A 17,737-nucleotide genomic window follows, 5' to 3' on the forward strand; every position below is an offset into this window, starting at 1 on the left:
TTCGTAGAAAACGAACCCATTTCTTTTAAAACCTATTTATATTACCAGATATCAGCTCTCTTTTCTTTTGGAATATATAGAGAATCTTTTTCTGTGATATTAAATGCTTTATACCATGCATCGATATGAGGTAATGTGCCATTTACACGCCATTTACCTAAAGAATGCGGGTCTGTTTTTGTACGACGTAGGATTTCTGCATCACGAATATTACCTGCCCATACTCCTGCATAAGATAAGAAGAAACGTTGAGCCGGAGTAAAGCCGTCTATTTTATCGCCTTTTTTAGCTTCATCTGTTTTTTCGAATGCATTGTATGAAATTTGAAGTCCACCAAAGTCTCCGATGTTTTCTCCCAAAGTAAATGTTCCATTAGCAAATACACCCGGAAGAACCTCTATTTTGTTGAAGTGTTGAACAAGTACCTGAGCTCTTTCGTTGAATTTCTTAGAGTCTTCTTTTGTCCACCAGTCCGACAGGTTACCCTCTTTGTCATATTTAGATCCTTGATCGTCAAATCCGTGAGACATTTCATGACCGATAACAACACCGATAGCTCCATAGTTAACGGCATCATCTTCGTTTAGATAGAAGAATGGAGGTTGTAGAATTCCCGCAGGGAAACAAATTTCATTCGTTGTTGGATTATAGTATGCATTCACCATTTGCGGAGGCATATGCCATTCGCTCTTATCTACAGGCTTGTTGATCTTTTTGATCATTTCGTTATGATCGAACTCACTTGCCCGTACTACATTTTCCCAATAAGAGTCTTTCTTTATATTAAGCGTTGAATAGTCTTTCCATTTGTCCGGATAACCAATCTTAACCGTAAAAGAGTTCAGTTTTTCCTGAGCTTTAGCTTTCGTTGCATCGCTCATCCATGTCAAGTTGTTGATGCGTTCGCCCAATGTTACTTGTAGATTTTTCACCAACTTCAGCATTCTTTCTTTAGCTTCAGCAGGGAAGTATTTTTCTACATACATTTGACCTACAGCTTCGCTGAGAGCTCCATCCACAACTCCTACAGCACGCTTCCAACGAGGTTGTAATACTTTGCGACCGCTTAGTTGTTTTCCGTAGAAGTCAAAGTTTGCATTTACAAAATTGTCGCTAAGATACCCGGCAGCAGAATTGATCAAGCACCATGAAAGATAAGCTTTCGATTCATCGATAGGTAGTGTATGTATCAAATTTACGGCTGTTGCAATCGGTTTTATCTGAGCTACATTGATCTCTGTAAAGTCTTTAGCATCCGCTGCATCGAAGAAGGCTTTCCAGTCAAAATTAGCTACTGATTTATTCAAATCGGTAACATTCATTTTGTGATAATTCAATTCAGGAATTCTGGTATCTTCTTTTTTGAAGTGATCTTTTGCTAAAGCTGTTTCTATTTTTAGAACTACGTCAGCTGATTTTTGTGCATCAGCTTCGCTGTAGCCCGCATTTACAAATTGAGTCTTTATCAAGTTGAGATATCCTTTACGGATAGCAACCGATGTAGAGTCTTGTGCTACGTAATAATCGCGTTCGCCTAATCCCAGACCTCCCTGGTATAGTTGAACAATATTCATAGAGCTATTCTTGTCGTCGGCACCTACATATAGGCCAAAGAATGGAGAGTTCGCATATTTTCTTAGTTCTCCCGTTAGTTTTACTATATCAGCTGTTGTAGAAGCTTTGTTTATATTATCCAACTGAGCTTTTATAGGTTTTGCTCCGTCGGCATTCAGCTTCGTACTATCCATTCCCAACGCAAATAGGTCTCCAATTTTTTGAGCTATAGATCCTTGATCATGTTTTGTTTTACCCAATTCTTCAATAAGACCTTTTACTTGCTCTTGATTTCGTTCAGCCAATTGATCGAACGAACCATAGCGTGCATATTCGTCTTTCATAGGGTTTGCCTTTGCCCAACCGCCTGTAGCGTATTGGTAAAAGTTATTGCCGGGGATAGCTGTAATATCCAAATTGGCAGTATCAAATTTCTGTGCGATATTCATAATATCAGCATCCGAGTCCTGTGCGCTTGCCTTTTGTTTACAGCTCACTTGCGTTAGAGCGAGAGCGGCAATCGGTAAATAGAAATAGATTTTGTTCATATAAATTAAATTAGTTACTCCTCTACATATTTTCGTATTTGGTCTACCCAAACTGTGTATCCGTTATCGTTCAGATGCAATCCGTCCGTTGTGTATCTGGCATCTAAGGTTCTGTCTTCGCTCAAAAATGCAGGATAAATATTGATAAAGGTTATATTCTCCTTTTCACAGAAAGCTTTTAACTCTTTATTCAACTGTTCTATCTGCCACTCTTTATTCAACATTCGTTGATATACATTTCTATTGTTGTTGATTGGCAATAGACTTTGAACATAGATTTTTGTATAAGGCGAGCCTGTTTCTATTTGGTAGATGATAGACTTGATGCCTATCATTATTTTCTCATTCGATCTGCTGAGAGATATATCATTGATTCCTGCCATGAGGAATACTTTCTTTGGCTTAGCAATTATAATTTCGTTTAACCGATTGAGCATCCCCAATGTATTGTCACCAGATATACCTCTGTTTACAGGTTTTTGATTTGGGAAGTATTCATTCCATTTCCCGCCTTGTGTCAAACTATTCCCTAAAAATATTATTTGCCCATTAGTCAGAGGGTTTGCCTTGAAGTAAGCCATTCTTTCGAGATAGGTTTTATTTTCAAGGATATTTTCTTGTATTTCTTGTGCCGATAAAATCATAGTACAAAATAACATCAAAATTGACAATATAGTTCTCATAGAATGCAAATTTAGTCTTTCGAAATATTTTGAAGTTCAACAGTCAATTCTTCCCATTTGAGCATATCGTCTTCCAACTCTTTTGATAATAGTCCATGTCTTTCGAATAGAGAAGCGTCGGCCGCACCTTCCGGTGTTGTTAGTTTAAGTTCTATTTCGGCTATTTTGTTCTCTTTACTTTCTATACTTTTTTCTATATCCGAAATTTGTTTTTCTACTCTTTTTATTTGACGAGCTAATTCTTTTCGCTCTTCGTAAGATAACTTATTTACAGATTCTTGATCTGTAGATTTATCAGATTCATTAAGCGGAGATGTAGAGACTTCAAGTTCTTTGAGGCTATCCATTTTTTTCTTTTCAAGAAATTCATAGATTCCGCCTAAGTGCTCTATTACTTGTTGGTTGCCAAATTCGTAAACTTTTTCTACAAGCCCGTTTAAGAAATCTCGATCATGGGATACTACGATAACTGTTCCGTCAAATTCTTTAATCGCCTTCTTCAAAACATCCTTCGAACGCATATCGAGGTGATTGGTCGGCTCATCGAGAATAAGCAAATTGACGGGTTCGAGTAATAAGCGTATCATTGCCAAGCGGCTACGTTCTCCACCGGACAATACTTTTACTTTTTTGTCAGAAGCTTCTCCCCCAAACATAAAGGCTCCCAATATGTCTCTGATCTTAGTTCGTATATCACCTACAGCCACATAGTCTATTGTTTCGAACACGGTATGATCCCCGTTTAATAACTGTGCTTGATTCTGTGCGAAGTAGCCTATTTTTACATTATGTCCTAGTTCGAGTTTGCCTTTGAAGTCAATCTCGTTCATAATGCATTTCACTAAGGTAGATTTCCCTTCTCCATTCTTTCCTACAAAGGCTACTTTATCTCCTCTATGTATTGTAAATGTTACATCTTTGAAGATCAGATGATCTCCATAGCTTTTTTCTACATTTTCTACAATTACAGGATAAGAACCTGAGCGTGGTGCAGGAGGAAATTTAAGATTCAGCATAGCATTATCTTCATCGTCTACCTCCAGCCGTTCTAGCTTATCCAATTGCTTTATGCGTGATTGTACTTGTACCGATTTTGTCGCTTTGTAGCGGAAACGCTCTATAAACTCTTCGGTTTTCTGTATTTGCTTTTGCTGATTTTCAAAAGCACGTATTTGATGTTCGCGGTGCTCCTGCCTCAGTTCCACATATTTGGTATAGGGTACTTTGTAATCGTAAATACGTCCGAGAGATATTTCTATTGTACGTTGGGTTACAGCATCCAGAAAAGCACGGTCATGCGATACAAGTAAGACGGCATTGGCACGGGTCGAAAGAAATGTTTCGAGCCACTGAATCGACTCTATATCAAGGTGGTTAGTCGGTTCGTCGAGTAAAAGTACGTCTGGACGTTGAAGAAGCAGTTTCGCTAATTCGATACGCATGCGCCATCCTCCGCTAAATTCACTGGTCGGACGTTCAAAGTCTGTACGTTTAAAGCCGAGACCAGTCAGTGTTTTTTCTATTTCTGCCTGAAAGTTACCGCCCCCCGACATCATAAACTCTTCGTTGAGATAAGATGATTTCTCAATCAGGTTGTGATAGGCTTCCGACTCATAGTCGGTTCTTTCAGCCAACTGTTTGTTTACATACTCTAATTCGGTTTCTATCTTCTGTATGTGAGAAAATGCTAAAGAAGCCTCTTCAAAAACAGTATTACCTTCTTTTAGGGTCATGTGCTGCGGCAGATAACCGATCGTTATGTCTTTGGGTACGGAAAGATTCCCTCGTGTAGGAGCTTGCAGCCCCGCAAATATTTTAAGCATGGTTGATTTACCTGCTCCATTTTTACCAACAAGGGCTATTCTCTCCTTCTTGTTGATAACAAAAGATATATCGTCAAAGAGGCTGAAACCTCCAAATTCTACCGTTAGTCCTTCTACTGAAATCACATCAATTAAGTTTATAAAACGTACAAAAATAGTCAATTTTACTGCATCTGGCTATTTTTGATCTTTATTTTCAGCGTTCAAGCCTATTCCGACTCGAATTATATATCAGATCTTTCGAGTTTTTTATATCTTATGTCTAAAACATTTAATATGACAGATAATACAATAAGCATTTCGAATGGAAAGCTAAATCGTGAATTTGTTCCGTATGTAACAAAAGCTTGTAGTATCGATGCTGTGAATACTATTATAGATATTGTAAGTTGAGGGGTAATCTTCTTTTGCTTTATACCTCTGAATATATTGTAAGGGATGAGGATTATAAACGCAATCTTTATTAATTGTAACAGAATCCTTTCTAAGTAGCATATATACAATAGTATTTCATTGGCATGAGGAATAGCAAATTTATCATATTCCCAATACAGTGATGTTTTCCAAAAGTCACGCCACGAGATAAAAACCTGCTGCAAGTACGCTGTTGGGTTCTCTTTAATTGTAGCGATACTATAATCATAGAGCCTCTTGGATAAGTCGGGGAACGATAAGCCTGTTTCCGATTTCAATTCAGGGTATGCTTCCCAGATAGTCATTGCTATTTCTTTGTCAGAAATTCTATTGTCTCTATACTTGACATATATATTGCCTATTGGAGCATATTCGGGTGTTGTTTTTTCTGCAAAGTTGACACAGTTCTGAGCAAGATTGAATCCGTAAAAAGTTGTGGAGGTGAAATAGCCTGTATTCTTTTTGTTTACATAAGACCAACTTAGAAAAACAAACAGAGGAATTATTAAGATAAAAGACAGTTTAGTTAACAGAGACTTGAAAGAACTTACATTTAATAGAATAAAAAAGAGAATTACGGGTAAGAATATATAAAAAGGCTTTATCAAAACAAGGTATCCACACAATATACTTAGTACTGTGTATTGATCCGACTTTCCGCTTCGAATTCTAAAAAACAGGTAAAATATAAGTGTTATAACTAGCAATGTTAGTGTTTCGGTAAGAATAGTTACCTCGAAGAAAATAGTTGGTAAATAGCAACTTAATATAATAGTTAAGTAAAAGGATATCTTTTTGCTCAACCTCACCGATAGGCATGTTTTGTAGAAGTAAATAAGAGTAACTATTCCTATAATAAACTGTAGTGCACCTGTTGTAGAATAAGAAATATTACTCAATGCAAGTAAAATAGGATATCCCGGAGAACGTTGGCCTTCATAGCCTGAAAAATCAAAGTTTAGGATTCTCTTAGCTAAGTCTACATATCCTTCACTATCAGGATAGAGGGTTATATACTGATATAAAAAGGCAACAACTAAGCGAACTAAAGTACCGACAATAATGATGCTTTTTATCGGATTATCTGTTACCCATTTTCTTATTTTAGCGAATGTGTTCAATAAATTCTTTTTGATAAAATTAAGCTTTATATCGATTGGTGATGTGTATTGCAATAAATAATTATTTTTGTAATACCATTAGCGAACTTTTTATACTCCTTTTTGATTTTATATAATAAGAAAACAAACTTAAAAAATATAATCCAATGTATGATAATGAAAAAAGAGCTTTTATAGCTATTTCTCCCGAACAGGAAGTCTGTATGGTTCCTAAAATGGCTAATCGACACGGACTTATCACCGGAGCCACAGGTACAGGAAAAACAGTGACGTTACAGACCTTGGCCGAGACATTCAGTAAAATGGGAGTTCCTGTATTTGCTGCAGACGTGAAGGGAGATTTATCCGGTGTAGCCGCCGTTGGAGGAAATAAGGAGAGCGTTACCCAACGTGTAGAATCATACAAATTGGCAGACAAAGGATTTAAATTTCAAGATTTCCCTGTTCAGTTTTGGGATGTCTTTGGAGATCAAGGAGCACCTATCAGAGCCACCGTTGCAGATATGGGGCCGCTTCTATTAAGCAGGCTTTTATCTCTCAATGACACTCAATCGGCAGTTCTTACTATTATATTTAAATTGGCGAAAGATGAGTCTTTAGATATCATCGACTTGAAAGACTTACAAAAGCTATTGGAATATGTAGGAAACAATGCCAATCGTTTTACAACGAGTTATGGCAATATCTCTACCGCAAGTGTTGGAGCTATACAGCGTGGATTAATTGCGTTAGAGCAAGAAGGTGCTGATAAATTCTTTGGAGAGCCGAATCTGAATATCGACGATCTGATACAAACAGTAGGAGAGAAGGGCGTTATAAATATATTGGCAGCAGATAAGCTAATGAATTCTCCACGTGTGTATACTACTTTCTTGATGTGGCTGATGACCAAACTGTTTGATGTAATGCCCGAAGTCGGTGATCCGGACAAACCGAAACTGGTATTCTTTTTCGATGAAGCTCATTTACTGTTTAGTGATGCACCGAAGGCGTTATTGGAAAAGATAGAGCAGGTGGTTCGTCTCATTCGTTCGAAAGGGATAGGCGTCTATTTTATATCACAGACTCCTGCAGACATTCCCGACTCTGTATTAGGTCAGCTAGGGAATCGTGTGCAACATGCTTTGAGAGCCTATACGCCGAAAGATCAGAAAGCCGTTAAGGTTGCGGCGCAAACTTTCAGAGCGAATCCTAAATTTGATACAGAACAGGCAATCTCGGAACTGGCTACGGGAGAGGCCTTAGTTTCACTTTTGGATGAAAAAGGACGTCCAAATATGGTCGAAAGAGCTTTTATTCTACCCCCTGAAGGGCAAATCGGACCATTGGATACTACTGCCCGTAATCAGATGACGCAGGGTTCTATATTGTATCGCCATTATGCACAAGTAGTAGATCGAGAATCAGCTTACGAAATTTTAACGGAGCGTTTGCAAGGTACTTTGAGTGAGAAAGAACAAGCGGTGCAGGATAAAGCAACGGCAAAAGCTCAGAAAGAAGCCGAAAGGGCACAGCGTGAACAGGCTAAGATTGACCAAAAGAATGCTGTAGAAAACAAACGATTTTGGAGTAGAATGGCAACGACAGTGCTTGTCCCTATTGCCAAACAGGTGTTGAATGCATTTTTCAAAAGCTCATCAAAGAAAAGATAGAACCTGATATGTGTAAATTATAGAAAGACAGTCGACTGGAATCAACCATTCGGCTGTTTTCTTTATAGATACAATCTTTGTTTATTTTTTTTCAAAATTTACTGTCGGATTAATTTATCGTCCTACCTTTGTAGTCTTGAACCCAGAAAACAATAAAATCTTCAAATACGAACATTTGTTGAGCATTGATTTCGCTTTCAAATTCAGACTGAATAAAAGGAAATAAAGATGCAATTACTCAGACCGCAGCATTGGAAAGATTATGAACTGATCGACTCGGGCGATTATGAAAAATTAGAACGTTTTGGTAAATACATTATCCGACGTCCCGAACCACAGGCAGTATGGCGTAAGTCTCTGCCCGATAAAGAGTGGGAGGACGCAGCCGATGCCACTTTCAAGAAGGAGAAAGGGAAGACTTCTCAAGATGGCAACGACAAAGGTGTTTGGGTACAAAAAAATGGAATGCCCGACCAATGGTTCATCAACTATCATTATAAGGAAATGAAGCTTCGGTTTCGTCTGGGGCTTACATCTTTCAAGCATGTAGGGGTGTTTCCTGAACAATCGGAGAATTGGGATTTCATATACGATACAGTTCGAAGCCTCAATGTTTCCGAACCAAAAGTATTGAATCTTTTTGCATATACAGGTGGGGCTTCAATTGCTGCTAAAAGTGCAGGAGCTGATGTGACGCATGTAGATTCTGTGAAGCAGGTAATCACGTGGTCACGTGAAAATATGGATGCTTCTGATCTGCATGATATACGCTGGATCGTAGAAGACGCACTTAAGTTTTGCCGCCGCGAAGTAAAAAGAGGTAAGAAATATAACGGGATAATACTAGACCCTCCTGCATATGGTCGTGGTCCTGATGGCGAGAAGTGGATATTGGAAGAGAATATAGCCGAAATAATGTCTCTTTGTTCGCAATTGCTGGAGGATTCCAATTCATTTCTTATACTAAATCTATACTCTATGGGCTTTTCGGCTGTGATAGCCGATAACCTTATAAAGGATTATTTTCCTGATGTCAAAGATCGCACCTACGGAGAACTGATTGTTCCTGAAAAATCCGGTAAAAATTTACCTCTGAGTATTTATATCCGTTTTATCAGAAAATAGTGTCACTTTCTGTATATTTGCGTTGCTCGTGTAAGTGGCTTGTATATATACTATTATGCTGTTTTTTGTGAGCAAAAGGTGACAAAAGTGACAGTTGTTCGTATGTTTTTATTTGTAACTTTTGAGATGTTTCTTTTTTTATTGCTACTTATAATATATGATAACTTTCAAGAATAATCTTTCATGATATAGCTATATACGAATATAATATATTTCATAACATGACTTATAACAAAATTGCGAATAAACCGTTAATAAAATAAACAAACACAAATACATAGTATAAAAATCGAAGAGAAAAGTATGAAAAAAGCTCTAACTATTGCGGGTGTTGTTGTCGTTGTGCTTATAGTGGCTATGATAGCAATTCCTTTCTTGTTTAAAGATAAAATCAAAACTGCCGTATTGAATGCCGCAAACGAAAAACTAAACGCTACAGTGGATATTAAGGATTTTGGACTAAACTTGTTTTCCAATTTTCCTAATGCAACACTCTCCCTAAACAATGCTTCGGTAGTAGGTGTCGGAGACTTTCAGAAAGATACACTATTGAGTGCTAAATCGGCAAGTGTTACTATCGACTTGATGAGCCTTTTTGGCAGCGAATATAATATATCCAAAATCAATCTGGATAAGGCTTCTATATATACAAAAGTGCTTGAAGACGGACGTGCCAACTGGGATATAATGAAGGTTGACTCTACTGCATCTGCTTCAACCGAAAGTGAATCTGCTTTCAAACTCAATTTGAAAAAAATTACGGTCAACGATTGTAGTTTTGTTTATCAGAACGATTCTACAAAGATGAAAGTGACACTTAATAAATGGAATGGAGACCTGCATGGCGATTTTTCAGCTAGCGAAACAACATTAAATACGAATTCTACTATCGGCGAAGTTACATTTGTTATGGATGGCATTCCATATTTGAATAAAATACAAGGTGTGGCAGATGCTACCATCAATGCTAATCTTGATAAGATGCAATTCTCCTTTAAAGAAAGTAACCTACAACTAAATGATCTTAAAGCATCTATTGACGGTACTTTTGCTATGGTGGGCAAGGATTATGAAGATATGGAGTTCGATCTTAAGCTGAATGCGCCGGATACCCAATTTAAAGATATCTTATCTCTTGTTCCGGCTATGTATACAGCCGATTTTAAAGATGTGAAAACGTCAGGAACTGCAAAGTTGGAGGCATATATCAAAGGTCTTATGCATGGTGATAGTTATCCAGCGTTTGATGTAAAGATAATGGTGAACGATGCGATGTTCCAATACCCTTCTTTACCCAAAGCTGTTAATAATATAAATGTTGCTATGGTGATAAACAGTAAAGGAGGCTCGTTAGATAATATGATTATTGATATCAGCAAGTTTAGTTTCAATTTGGGAGGTAATCCTTTCTCGGGAAGCCTGAATGTGTCCACTCCGATGAGCGATCCCAATCTGAAAGCTCAGGCAAATGGTACGATTGATTTAGGTATGATTAAAGATGTATATCCGTTAGAAAAAGGAACAGCTTTAAATGGTAAGATGATTGCTAATCTGAATGTTGCAGCTCGGATGTCTGCAATCGAAAAAGAACAATATGAGAATGTGTCGGCAGCAGGCAGTTTGAAATTGAGCAATATGACTTATAAGTCTCAAGACATGCAAGATGTGGTGATTAACGATGCCGGATTGGAATTTTCGCCACGCTATGTAAATCTATCGTCACTGAACCTGAAGATTGGTAAAAATGATCTGTCAGCTACAGGACGACTCGAAAATTTTATTGCTTATGCATTGAAAGATCAAACACTGAAAGGTCAGTTGAATATAAAATCAAACTATCTGAATGCGAATGATTTTATCAGTAGCGAAACTGCCGGAACAGAAGAAACAGCATCATCAACAACAGAAGACATTATTATTCCTAAAAATATAGATTTTGTATTGAACGCCGCCCTCAACCAAATTGTATATGGAAAAATGAACATTACAAATATGGTTGGCAATATGACTGTTAAAAATGGAGTGCTTACTCTTAATAATGTTGGAGCTAATGCTTTGGGTGGTTCTTGTAAGGTTAGCGGAACGTATGATACATCAAGCCCTAAAACTCCGAAGGTTAACTTTGATCTGGCTTTATCGAAAGTATCGTTTGCTGAAACATTCAAGTCGGTCGAATCAGTGCAAAAATTTGCTCCTATATTCGAAAAATTAGGAGGAACATATTCTATGAACTTCAAATTTAATACATCTTTAGGTGAGACAATTATGCAGACTTTAGCAAGTCTTACTGGTAGTGGTGCATTACAAACCAATGATGTAAAGATAGAAGGTGTTGAGGCTTTGACCGCTTTGTCTTCTTCATTGAAGACTGATGCTTTGAAGTCATTCTCCACAAAAGATTTGAATTTGCCGTTTACTATAAATAATGGAAAACTGAATACAAAGCCTTTCAATGTAAACTTTGGCAATGGTGGCGTTATGAAATTAGAGGGGGCAACAGGTCTTGATCAAAGCATCGACTACAAAGGCACTGTTACGCTTCCTAAATCGTTGGCAAACCATTACGTGTCGTCTGTGCCGATTACAATAGGCGGTACATTTACAAATCCCAAAATTGGAATAGACACCAAGGCGTTGGTTGCCGGAGCTGCTTCGTCTGCCGTAAATGAGCTTTTGGGTGGAGAGAAAGGAGCTGATGTTTCAGCGAAGGTGTCTGAAGAAAAAGCGAAACAAATAGAAAGGATTAGATCGGAAGCGGATGCGACGGCAACAAAGTTGGTGGCTGAGGCTGAGAAACAATCACAGGCTTTGGAAGAAAAGGCAGGAAGTAATCCTCTTGCAAAAGCCGCAGCTAAGGCGGCAGGAAAGAAGCTTGTAGAAGAAGCTAAAAAGCAAGGTCAGAACTTGAGAGATAAAGCCGAAGAACAAATAAAGAAAGTAGAAGGCACCGGTAACTGATAAATAATATAATTAAAACTGTCTGAAAAGAAGATTTGTATTGTCTATTGTCATTCTGAGTCTTCTTTTCAGACAGTTTTTTTAGTCCCTATTAAGCCCTCCGCCCAATGCTTTGTAGAGAGCAACTAACGAATAGAGTTCGTTTAACGTAGCATTATTCAAAGCTATCTCGGCATCGAACAACTGACGTTGTGCATCCAGGACATCGATATACTTAACAGCTCCGTTTACATATTGTAACTTAGCCAGCTCGTGATAAGAGTTAGCTGAATTGTATAAAGCTTCTTGTGACAGATATACCTCTTTCATTTTATTGAACGTAATGATAGAGTTGTTTACTTCCTTAAATACATTCAATACAGATTTTTCGTAGCTATATACTTCTTGCTCGTATGCAGCCTTTGCCGCATTATGTCTTGCTTTGTTTTTGCCCATATTGAATATAGGGCCGGTAAGTACTCCCGAGATAAACCATGTCGGACTTTTAAGAAAGTCTGTCAGTTCGGTATTTTCTCCACCTAAACGCCCTGTAAGTCTTAACGAAGGAAACATATCCGTGTAGGCCATCCCTACTTTAGCATTAGCCTCTATCAGCTTTTGCTCTGCCTGTATCATATCCGGACGGCGTTTCAGTAGCGACGACGGTAAGTCGATAGGTAGGCTGGCTGGAACTTGCAGGTGGCTAATGTCATCTTTCCCTCTGGGAATGTTTCCGATGGGAAATTCTCCAACGAGTACAAAAAGGTCATTCTCTTTCAGCTTTATCTCATTTTCGAGATTTGGAATCAGCGTTTCGGTACGGGCAAGTTCAACAAGGCTTTGCCTGTATGGTATTTCAGATGTCAAACCACCTTCGTAGCGCAATTTGGCAAAACGAACTCCTTCACGTCTGGCATCCAGAGTCTGTTTCACTATTGTAAGCTCTTTATCTAATGCTTTTAATTCAAAATATGCCTGAGCAACCTGTGCCACAATGGTTAAGTGCATAGCTTTTTGCGCTTCTACCGTTTGCAGATATGCAGCAACTCCGGCTTCGTTGGCCCATCTCAGTTTGCCCCATATATCCAACTCCCACGATACATTAAGATTGGCTCTAAGCTCAGGTGAATATTTCTTCGAATCGCCTCCATAGTTCAGATATTCCTTTTGTCCTGCGACTTCAGCCCCTACTTCAGGGAATAGGTTTGCAAATGATATCCGTTTGTTTGCAGCCATTTCTTTTATACGGGCAGCCGCTATGAGCATGTCTTTGTTGTGGTCGAGAGCTTTTGTGATGAGTCCTTGCAATACAGAATCCTTATATAGGGCACTCCATCCGATGTCAGAAGCATTTCCCTCATTCGTTATTTTTGCATCAAATGCCTGAGGTATATTCATTTCCGGCTGTTCGTATTTCTGACCTATTTTACAAGATGAGAATAATACTGTGGAAATGAGTAGTATATATGTAAGTTTATTCATTGTTATCTCTTTTTATAAGTTTCTTTATTTTGGGGAATTTAGGAAACTTAAGTTCCGGAATCTTGAACTTATCCTTTACTTTATATACTATCACAAAGAAGAATGGGACAAGTATTATTCCTAATGTAATAGCTACAATCATACCGAAAAATACACCTGTTCCTATCGAATGCCTACTGGCTGATCCCGGGCCGGAAGCTATTACCATCGGTAACATACCGAGTACGAATGCTAAAGATGTCATCAATATCGGGCGGAAACGTAATTTGGCTGCCTGCATTGCCGCAAATATGGGTTGCATACCTGCATCGACCTGTATCTTGGCAAATTCTACTATAAGGATAGCATTTTTAGCGGCTAATCCTATTAAGGTTACGAGTCCAATCTGAAAATATACATCATTATCCAGTCCTAATATCCATATGCCAATAAATGCTCCTAGTGCAGCAATGGGTAAGGATAATATCACGGAAATTGGTACAGTCCAACTTTCGTATAATGCAGCCAAAAACAAGAATACAAATATTAGAACCAGTATTAAAACTGTACCTGTTTGCCCGCTGGCCTTTTGTTCCTGAAAAGAGAGACCGCTCCACGCTACCCCAATGTTGGCGGGTAGGTGTTCTTTTGCGATGTTTACAATTTCGCTCATCGCTTGTCCCGAGCTATGTCCTGCCGAAGGGGTAACCTGCATAGATGCCGATGTGTACATATTGAAGCGTGAGATATTCCCCGGTCCTGTAGTATAGCTTGTTTTACCCAAAGCTGTAAGCGGAACCATGTCGCCGCTTTTCGTTTTTACGAAAAATAGATTAATATCGCTGGCTGTTGCCCTGTATGATTGATCAGCCTGAATGTATACTTTGTATATGCGGTTAAACATATTAAAGTCATTTACATATACTGACCCCAGATAGGCTTTCATTGTAGAGAAAATATCAGACATTGGCACTCCGAGTAGCATTGCCTGATCTCGATCCACGTCAAAATATAGTTGAGGTATTTCAGATTGTAGAGAAGAAGAAACATTTGAAATGATCTTAGACTTATTGGCATAATACATAAAAGTATCAGACGCAGCCACCAGATCATCCCACTGAGCATCGGAGCGAGCTTGAAGTTTCATCTCTACACCTCCAGCCGATCCGAGTCCCGGAATGACGGGAGGACGACTTACAAATGCTCTTATTTCGGGGTAATTGTAGAATTCTTTTTGAGCATCACGCATCACTTGATCCACTCCCGTACTTCTTTCTTTCCACGGTTTAAGGATAACCGTCAACGTTGTGCGTCCCTGATTGGTTCCTACACGAGGGCTTGATCCTGTTACATTTTGCACATATTTTACCGCTTCATGATTGTCAAGATAAGCTACTGCTCTATCCGTAACTGTTCGCATACGCTCGAGTGTTGTTCCTTCGGGCATTTCAAGCTCTACGGTAAAATAACCTTGATCTTCTTGCGGAATGAAACTGGTAGGAACTATTTTATTCAATACGAAAATAAATACAAGTACCATTCCAAATGCTGCCATCGTACGTCTAGGGTTGTTTATAACCTTTAGTAAGATATTGGCATATTTCTTATTGCCATTCCCTAGCCAGATATTTATTTTACGAAAGATAAAGTGTTTTTTCTTTTTCGATGGCTTTAATATTATTGCACACATGGCAGGGCTAAGGGTTAGGGCTACTACTGCAGATATAAGTACCGATACGACAATGGTTACAGAAAATTGCCTGTAGAGTGCTCCTGTTATTCCATCAAGGAAGCTTACCGGAACGAATACAGCAGCCAATACTAACGATGTGGCAATCAAAGCGCCTGTCAGCTCTTTCATTGCCCTGTGTGTGGCTTCCCGTGCATTTACCCCCTTCTGTTCCATAATACGTTCTACGTTCTCGACGACGACAATCGCATCATCCACAACAATACCGATCGCCAAAACCAATCCTAGGAGAGTCAGCATATTAAGGGAGAATCCCATCATAAGCATAAATCCGAATGTGCCGATCAAGGAAATAGGCACGGCAACTATCGGGATAATAGCCGCACGCCAATTTTGTAACGAAAGGAATACTACTATAATAACAAGCGTCAGAGCTTCGAACAATGTTTTATAAACTTCGTGAATAGATTCTCCGATGTATTCTGTCATATCGAAAGGTACTAGATAATCTAAGCCCTCGGGGAAATCTTGTTTTATATTTCCCATGGCTGCCTTTATTTCATCCGCTACTTCCATCGCATTAGCACCGGGAAGGAGATAGATGCTCAACATGGTTGCATATTTACCGTTCAACCCACTCTCGGTACTATATGATGATGCCTCCAGAGAGACTCTTGCAACATCTCTCATGCGTATGAACGAACCATCGTTGTTGGCTTTCACTACAATATCTTCGAATTCACTCACTGTAGACAAACGTCCTTGTGCTGTGATAGGCATAGTCACATCTACGTGGACTATCGGTTGTTTACCGAGTTCGCCCGCAGCAGATTCTCTATTCTGATCTTTTAGAGCATCTTGTAAATCTTTGATTGTTAGTCCAAAACTGGCGAGCCTGTCCGGATATACCCATATTTGCATACCATAATATCGGCTACCGACATTCGAAACACGCCCCACTCCGGGTATACGCCTGATAACGTCCAGTATATTTATAGTTGCATAGTTGCTTAAGTATATCTCGTCATATTTAGGGTCGTCAGATGTCAAAGCAATAGTCATCAATTGTCCGGGTGCTTGCTTTTCAACAGAAATGCCACCTTGTAGTACTTCAGCCGGTAAACGACTTTCGGCTAACTTTACCCTGTTTTGTATTTCTACTGCCGCGAGGTCAGCATTGGTATTTACATCAAACGTAACGGTGATGGATAGTCCTCCCGAGTTGGAACTGCTTGATTCCATATATATCATACCGGGCGTACCGTTCAACTCTTGTTCGATGGGTGTTGCCACTGCTTGAGAAACTGTTGTGGCATTTGCTCCCGGGTAAGAAGCTCCTATTTTTACAACGGGAGGCGTTATTTGCGGATACTGTTCTATCGGCAATAATACGAGCCCAATGATACCTATAATAACAATCAGTAAGGATAAAACGGTAGAAAGTACAGGCCTGTCTATAAATAATCCCGGCTTCATTTTTTATCCTCCTTCTTCTTTTCATCTGCTTTCTCGAGAGCCTCTATTTTTGCTTCCTCTTTAGTACTCCTCGATATAACCTTTTGTCCGTGAGTAAGCTTTTGATATCCTTCTACAACAATGTGCTCATTCGGACTCAATCCACGGATAACGACTATCTTATTATCATGTTCGGGGCCGGTCTCTACATAGCGTTTTTCCACTATATTGTCCGGACGTATAACGAATATATGAGCTCCTCCTTTTTCTATCGAAATAGCTTTGCGGGGGATAACGACAATATTCTCCAATACATTTAGTAATAGTTTTACACGCGTGAATTGTCCCGGTAGAAGAACCTGATTGGGATTAGGCAATACAGCACGAACGCCAAAAGTTCCTGTTTTAGGGTCAACAAGGGGGGATGCAAAGTCTACAATTCCTTTTTCGCTGTATACAGAGTTATCGGCAAGTGTAACAGTAACAGTTGGCTGCCACGACCGGGTTGTATCCAGTTCTCCTAAATGCACATTCCTGCGTTGACTTCTTAGATAGTCGAGAGAAGTAAGTTTGAAATCGACCAATACGGTATCTCTTTTAACTACTGTAGCCAATAACGACTTCGAATTTCCTACCAAAGTGCCTATGTCTACATACCGCTCACTAATATAGCCGGATAGGGGAGACCGTACCACTGTATAGCTTAATTCCAGCTCGGCTTGTTCCAAGTCGGCTTTACTCATTGCTACATCAGCCTTCGACATATTCAGTGCAGCTACTGCATTGTCAAGGTCTAGCCTGCTGGCAGCATTTTGATTATATAAAGGTTCTATCCTTTTGAGATCGCTTTCTGCTTTTAGAGCTTGCGCTTCATCTCTTTTGAGCTTTGCTTTTGCTTTTTCAACTTTAGCTTTGTAAGTTCTGTCGTTAATGTAAAATAAAGGCTCTCCCGCTTTCACTCCTTTTCCTTCATTAAAGGTCATCTTTTCGAGGAATCCTTCTACACGTGCATGAATTTCCACATTGCGTGATGCTTTAATAAGACCTACGTATTCTCCGTATATTTCGAAATTATCTGTTGTTACAGTTTCAACTTCAACAATTGGAGCCTCGACTTGAGTTTTTTTACATGCGCATAGTAGTAATGTACTAAGTAAGGTGATAGATAAAATACTTCTTATGTTATTCATAAATAATTAATTGTAGTCAAATCTTAAACAACCCATTCAGCTTTTTTGTTTAACATATATTGAGTTTATATTATTTCTTTTAGT

At 38.9% G+C, this 17,737-nt stretch carries 10 protein-coding genes; 3 read left to right on the top strand and 7 right to left on the bottom strand.

Annotation, left to right across the window (positions count from 1 at the left end):
* Nucleotides 1-41 precede the first annotated feature (41 nt).
* The 4 genes from E4T88_RS02630 to E4T88_RS02645 form a co-directional block, all read right to left on the bottom strand.
* Entirely contained in the window at nt 42-2,102 is a 2,061-nt protein-coding gene (locus E4T88_RS02630; protein WP_135103920.1) for a M13 family metallopeptidase, read from the bottom strand.
* Nucleotides 2,103-2,116: 14 nt separating this feature from the next.
* Nucleotides 2,117-2,785 carry a GDSL-type esterase/lipase family protein gene (locus E4T88_RS02635; RefSeq protein ID WP_135103921.1) on the bottom strand — a complete coding sequence of 223 codons (669 nt, stop codon included), beginning with the start codon at nt 2,783-2,785 and terminating at the stop codon, nt 2,117-2,119.
* 11 nt (nt 2,786-2,796) lie between these two features.
* A complete protein-coding gene (locus E4T88_RS02640) occupies nt 2,797-4,734 on the bottom strand; it encodes an ABC-F family ATP-binding cassette domain-containing protein (RefSeq protein ID WP_135103922.1) in 1,938 nt (645 codons plus the stop codon).
* A 98-nt stretch (nt 4,735-4,832) separates the two neighbouring features.
* Complete coding sequence (locus tag E4T88_RS02645; RefSeq protein WP_228093690.1) at nt 4,833-6,143, bottom strand: hypothetical protein; 1,311 nt, start codon at nt 6,141-6,143, stop codon at nt 4,833-4,835.
* A 146-nt stretch (nt 6,144-6,289) separates the two neighbouring features.
* On the opposite strand from E4T88_RS02645, the gene E4T88_RS02650 reads away from it, so the two are divergent.
* The 3 genes from E4T88_RS02650 (at nt 6,290) to E4T88_RS02660 (ending at nt 11,878) form a co-directional block, all read left to right on the top strand.
* Nucleotides 6,290-7,795 carry a helicase HerA-like domain-containing protein gene (locus E4T88_RS02650; protein ID WP_135103924.1) on the top strand — a complete coding sequence of 502 codons (1,506 nt, stop codon included), beginning with the start codon at nt 6,290-6,292 and terminating at the stop codon, nt 7,793-7,795.
* A 228-nt stretch (nt 7,796-8,023) separates the two neighbouring features.
* Complete coding sequence (locus E4T88_RS02655; RefSeq protein ID WP_135103925.1) at nt 8,024-8,920, top strand: class I SAM-dependent methyltransferase; 897 nt, start codon at nt 8,024-8,026, stop codon at nt 8,918-8,920.
* A gap of 303 nt (nt 8,921-9,223) precedes the next feature.
* Nucleotides 9,224-11,878 carry an AsmA family protein gene (locus E4T88_RS02660; protein ID WP_135103926.1) on the top strand — a complete coding sequence of 885 codons (2,655 nt, stop codon included), beginning with the start codon at nt 9,224-9,226 and terminating at the stop codon, nt 11,876-11,878.
* A gap of 81 nt (nt 11,879-11,959) precedes the next feature.
* Here the strand turns inward: E4T88_RS02660 and E4T88_RS02665 are convergent, their stop codons facing one another.
* Genes E4T88_RS02665 through E4T88_RS02675 form a run of 3 tightly spaced genes read right to left on the bottom strand, consistent with a single transcriptional unit; the run spans nt 11,960 to nt 17,653 of the window.
* Nucleotides 11,960-13,339 carry an efflux transporter outer membrane subunit gene (locus E4T88_RS02665; RefSeq protein ID WP_135103927.1) on the bottom strand — a complete coding sequence of 460 codons (1,380 nt, stop codon included), beginning with the start codon at nt 13,337-13,339 and terminating at the stop codon, nt 11,960-11,962.
* Nucleotides 13,332-16,484, bottom strand: a complete 3,153-nt coding sequence (locus E4T88_RS02670) for an efflux RND transporter permease subunit (protein ID WP_135103928.1) — start codon at nt 16,482-16,484, stop codon at nt 13,332-13,334. Before E4T88_RS02670 ends, E4T88_RS02665 begins: the two co-directional genes overlap by 8 nt.
* Nucleotides 16,481-17,653 (bottom strand): efflux RND transporter periplasmic adaptor subunit, encoded by a 1,173-nt coding sequence (locus tag E4T88_RS02675; protein ID WP_135103929.1) that lies wholly within the window; start codon nt 17,651-17,653, stop codon nt 16,481-16,483. Before E4T88_RS02675 ends, E4T88_RS02670 begins: the two co-directional genes overlap by 4 nt.
* Nucleotides 17,654-17,737: the final 84 nt, after the last annotated feature.

It is taken from the genome of Dysgonomonas mossii (assembly GCF_004569505.1).
GTDB lineage: Bacteria > Bacteroidota > Bacteroidia > Bacteroidales > Dysgonomonadaceae > Dysgonomonas.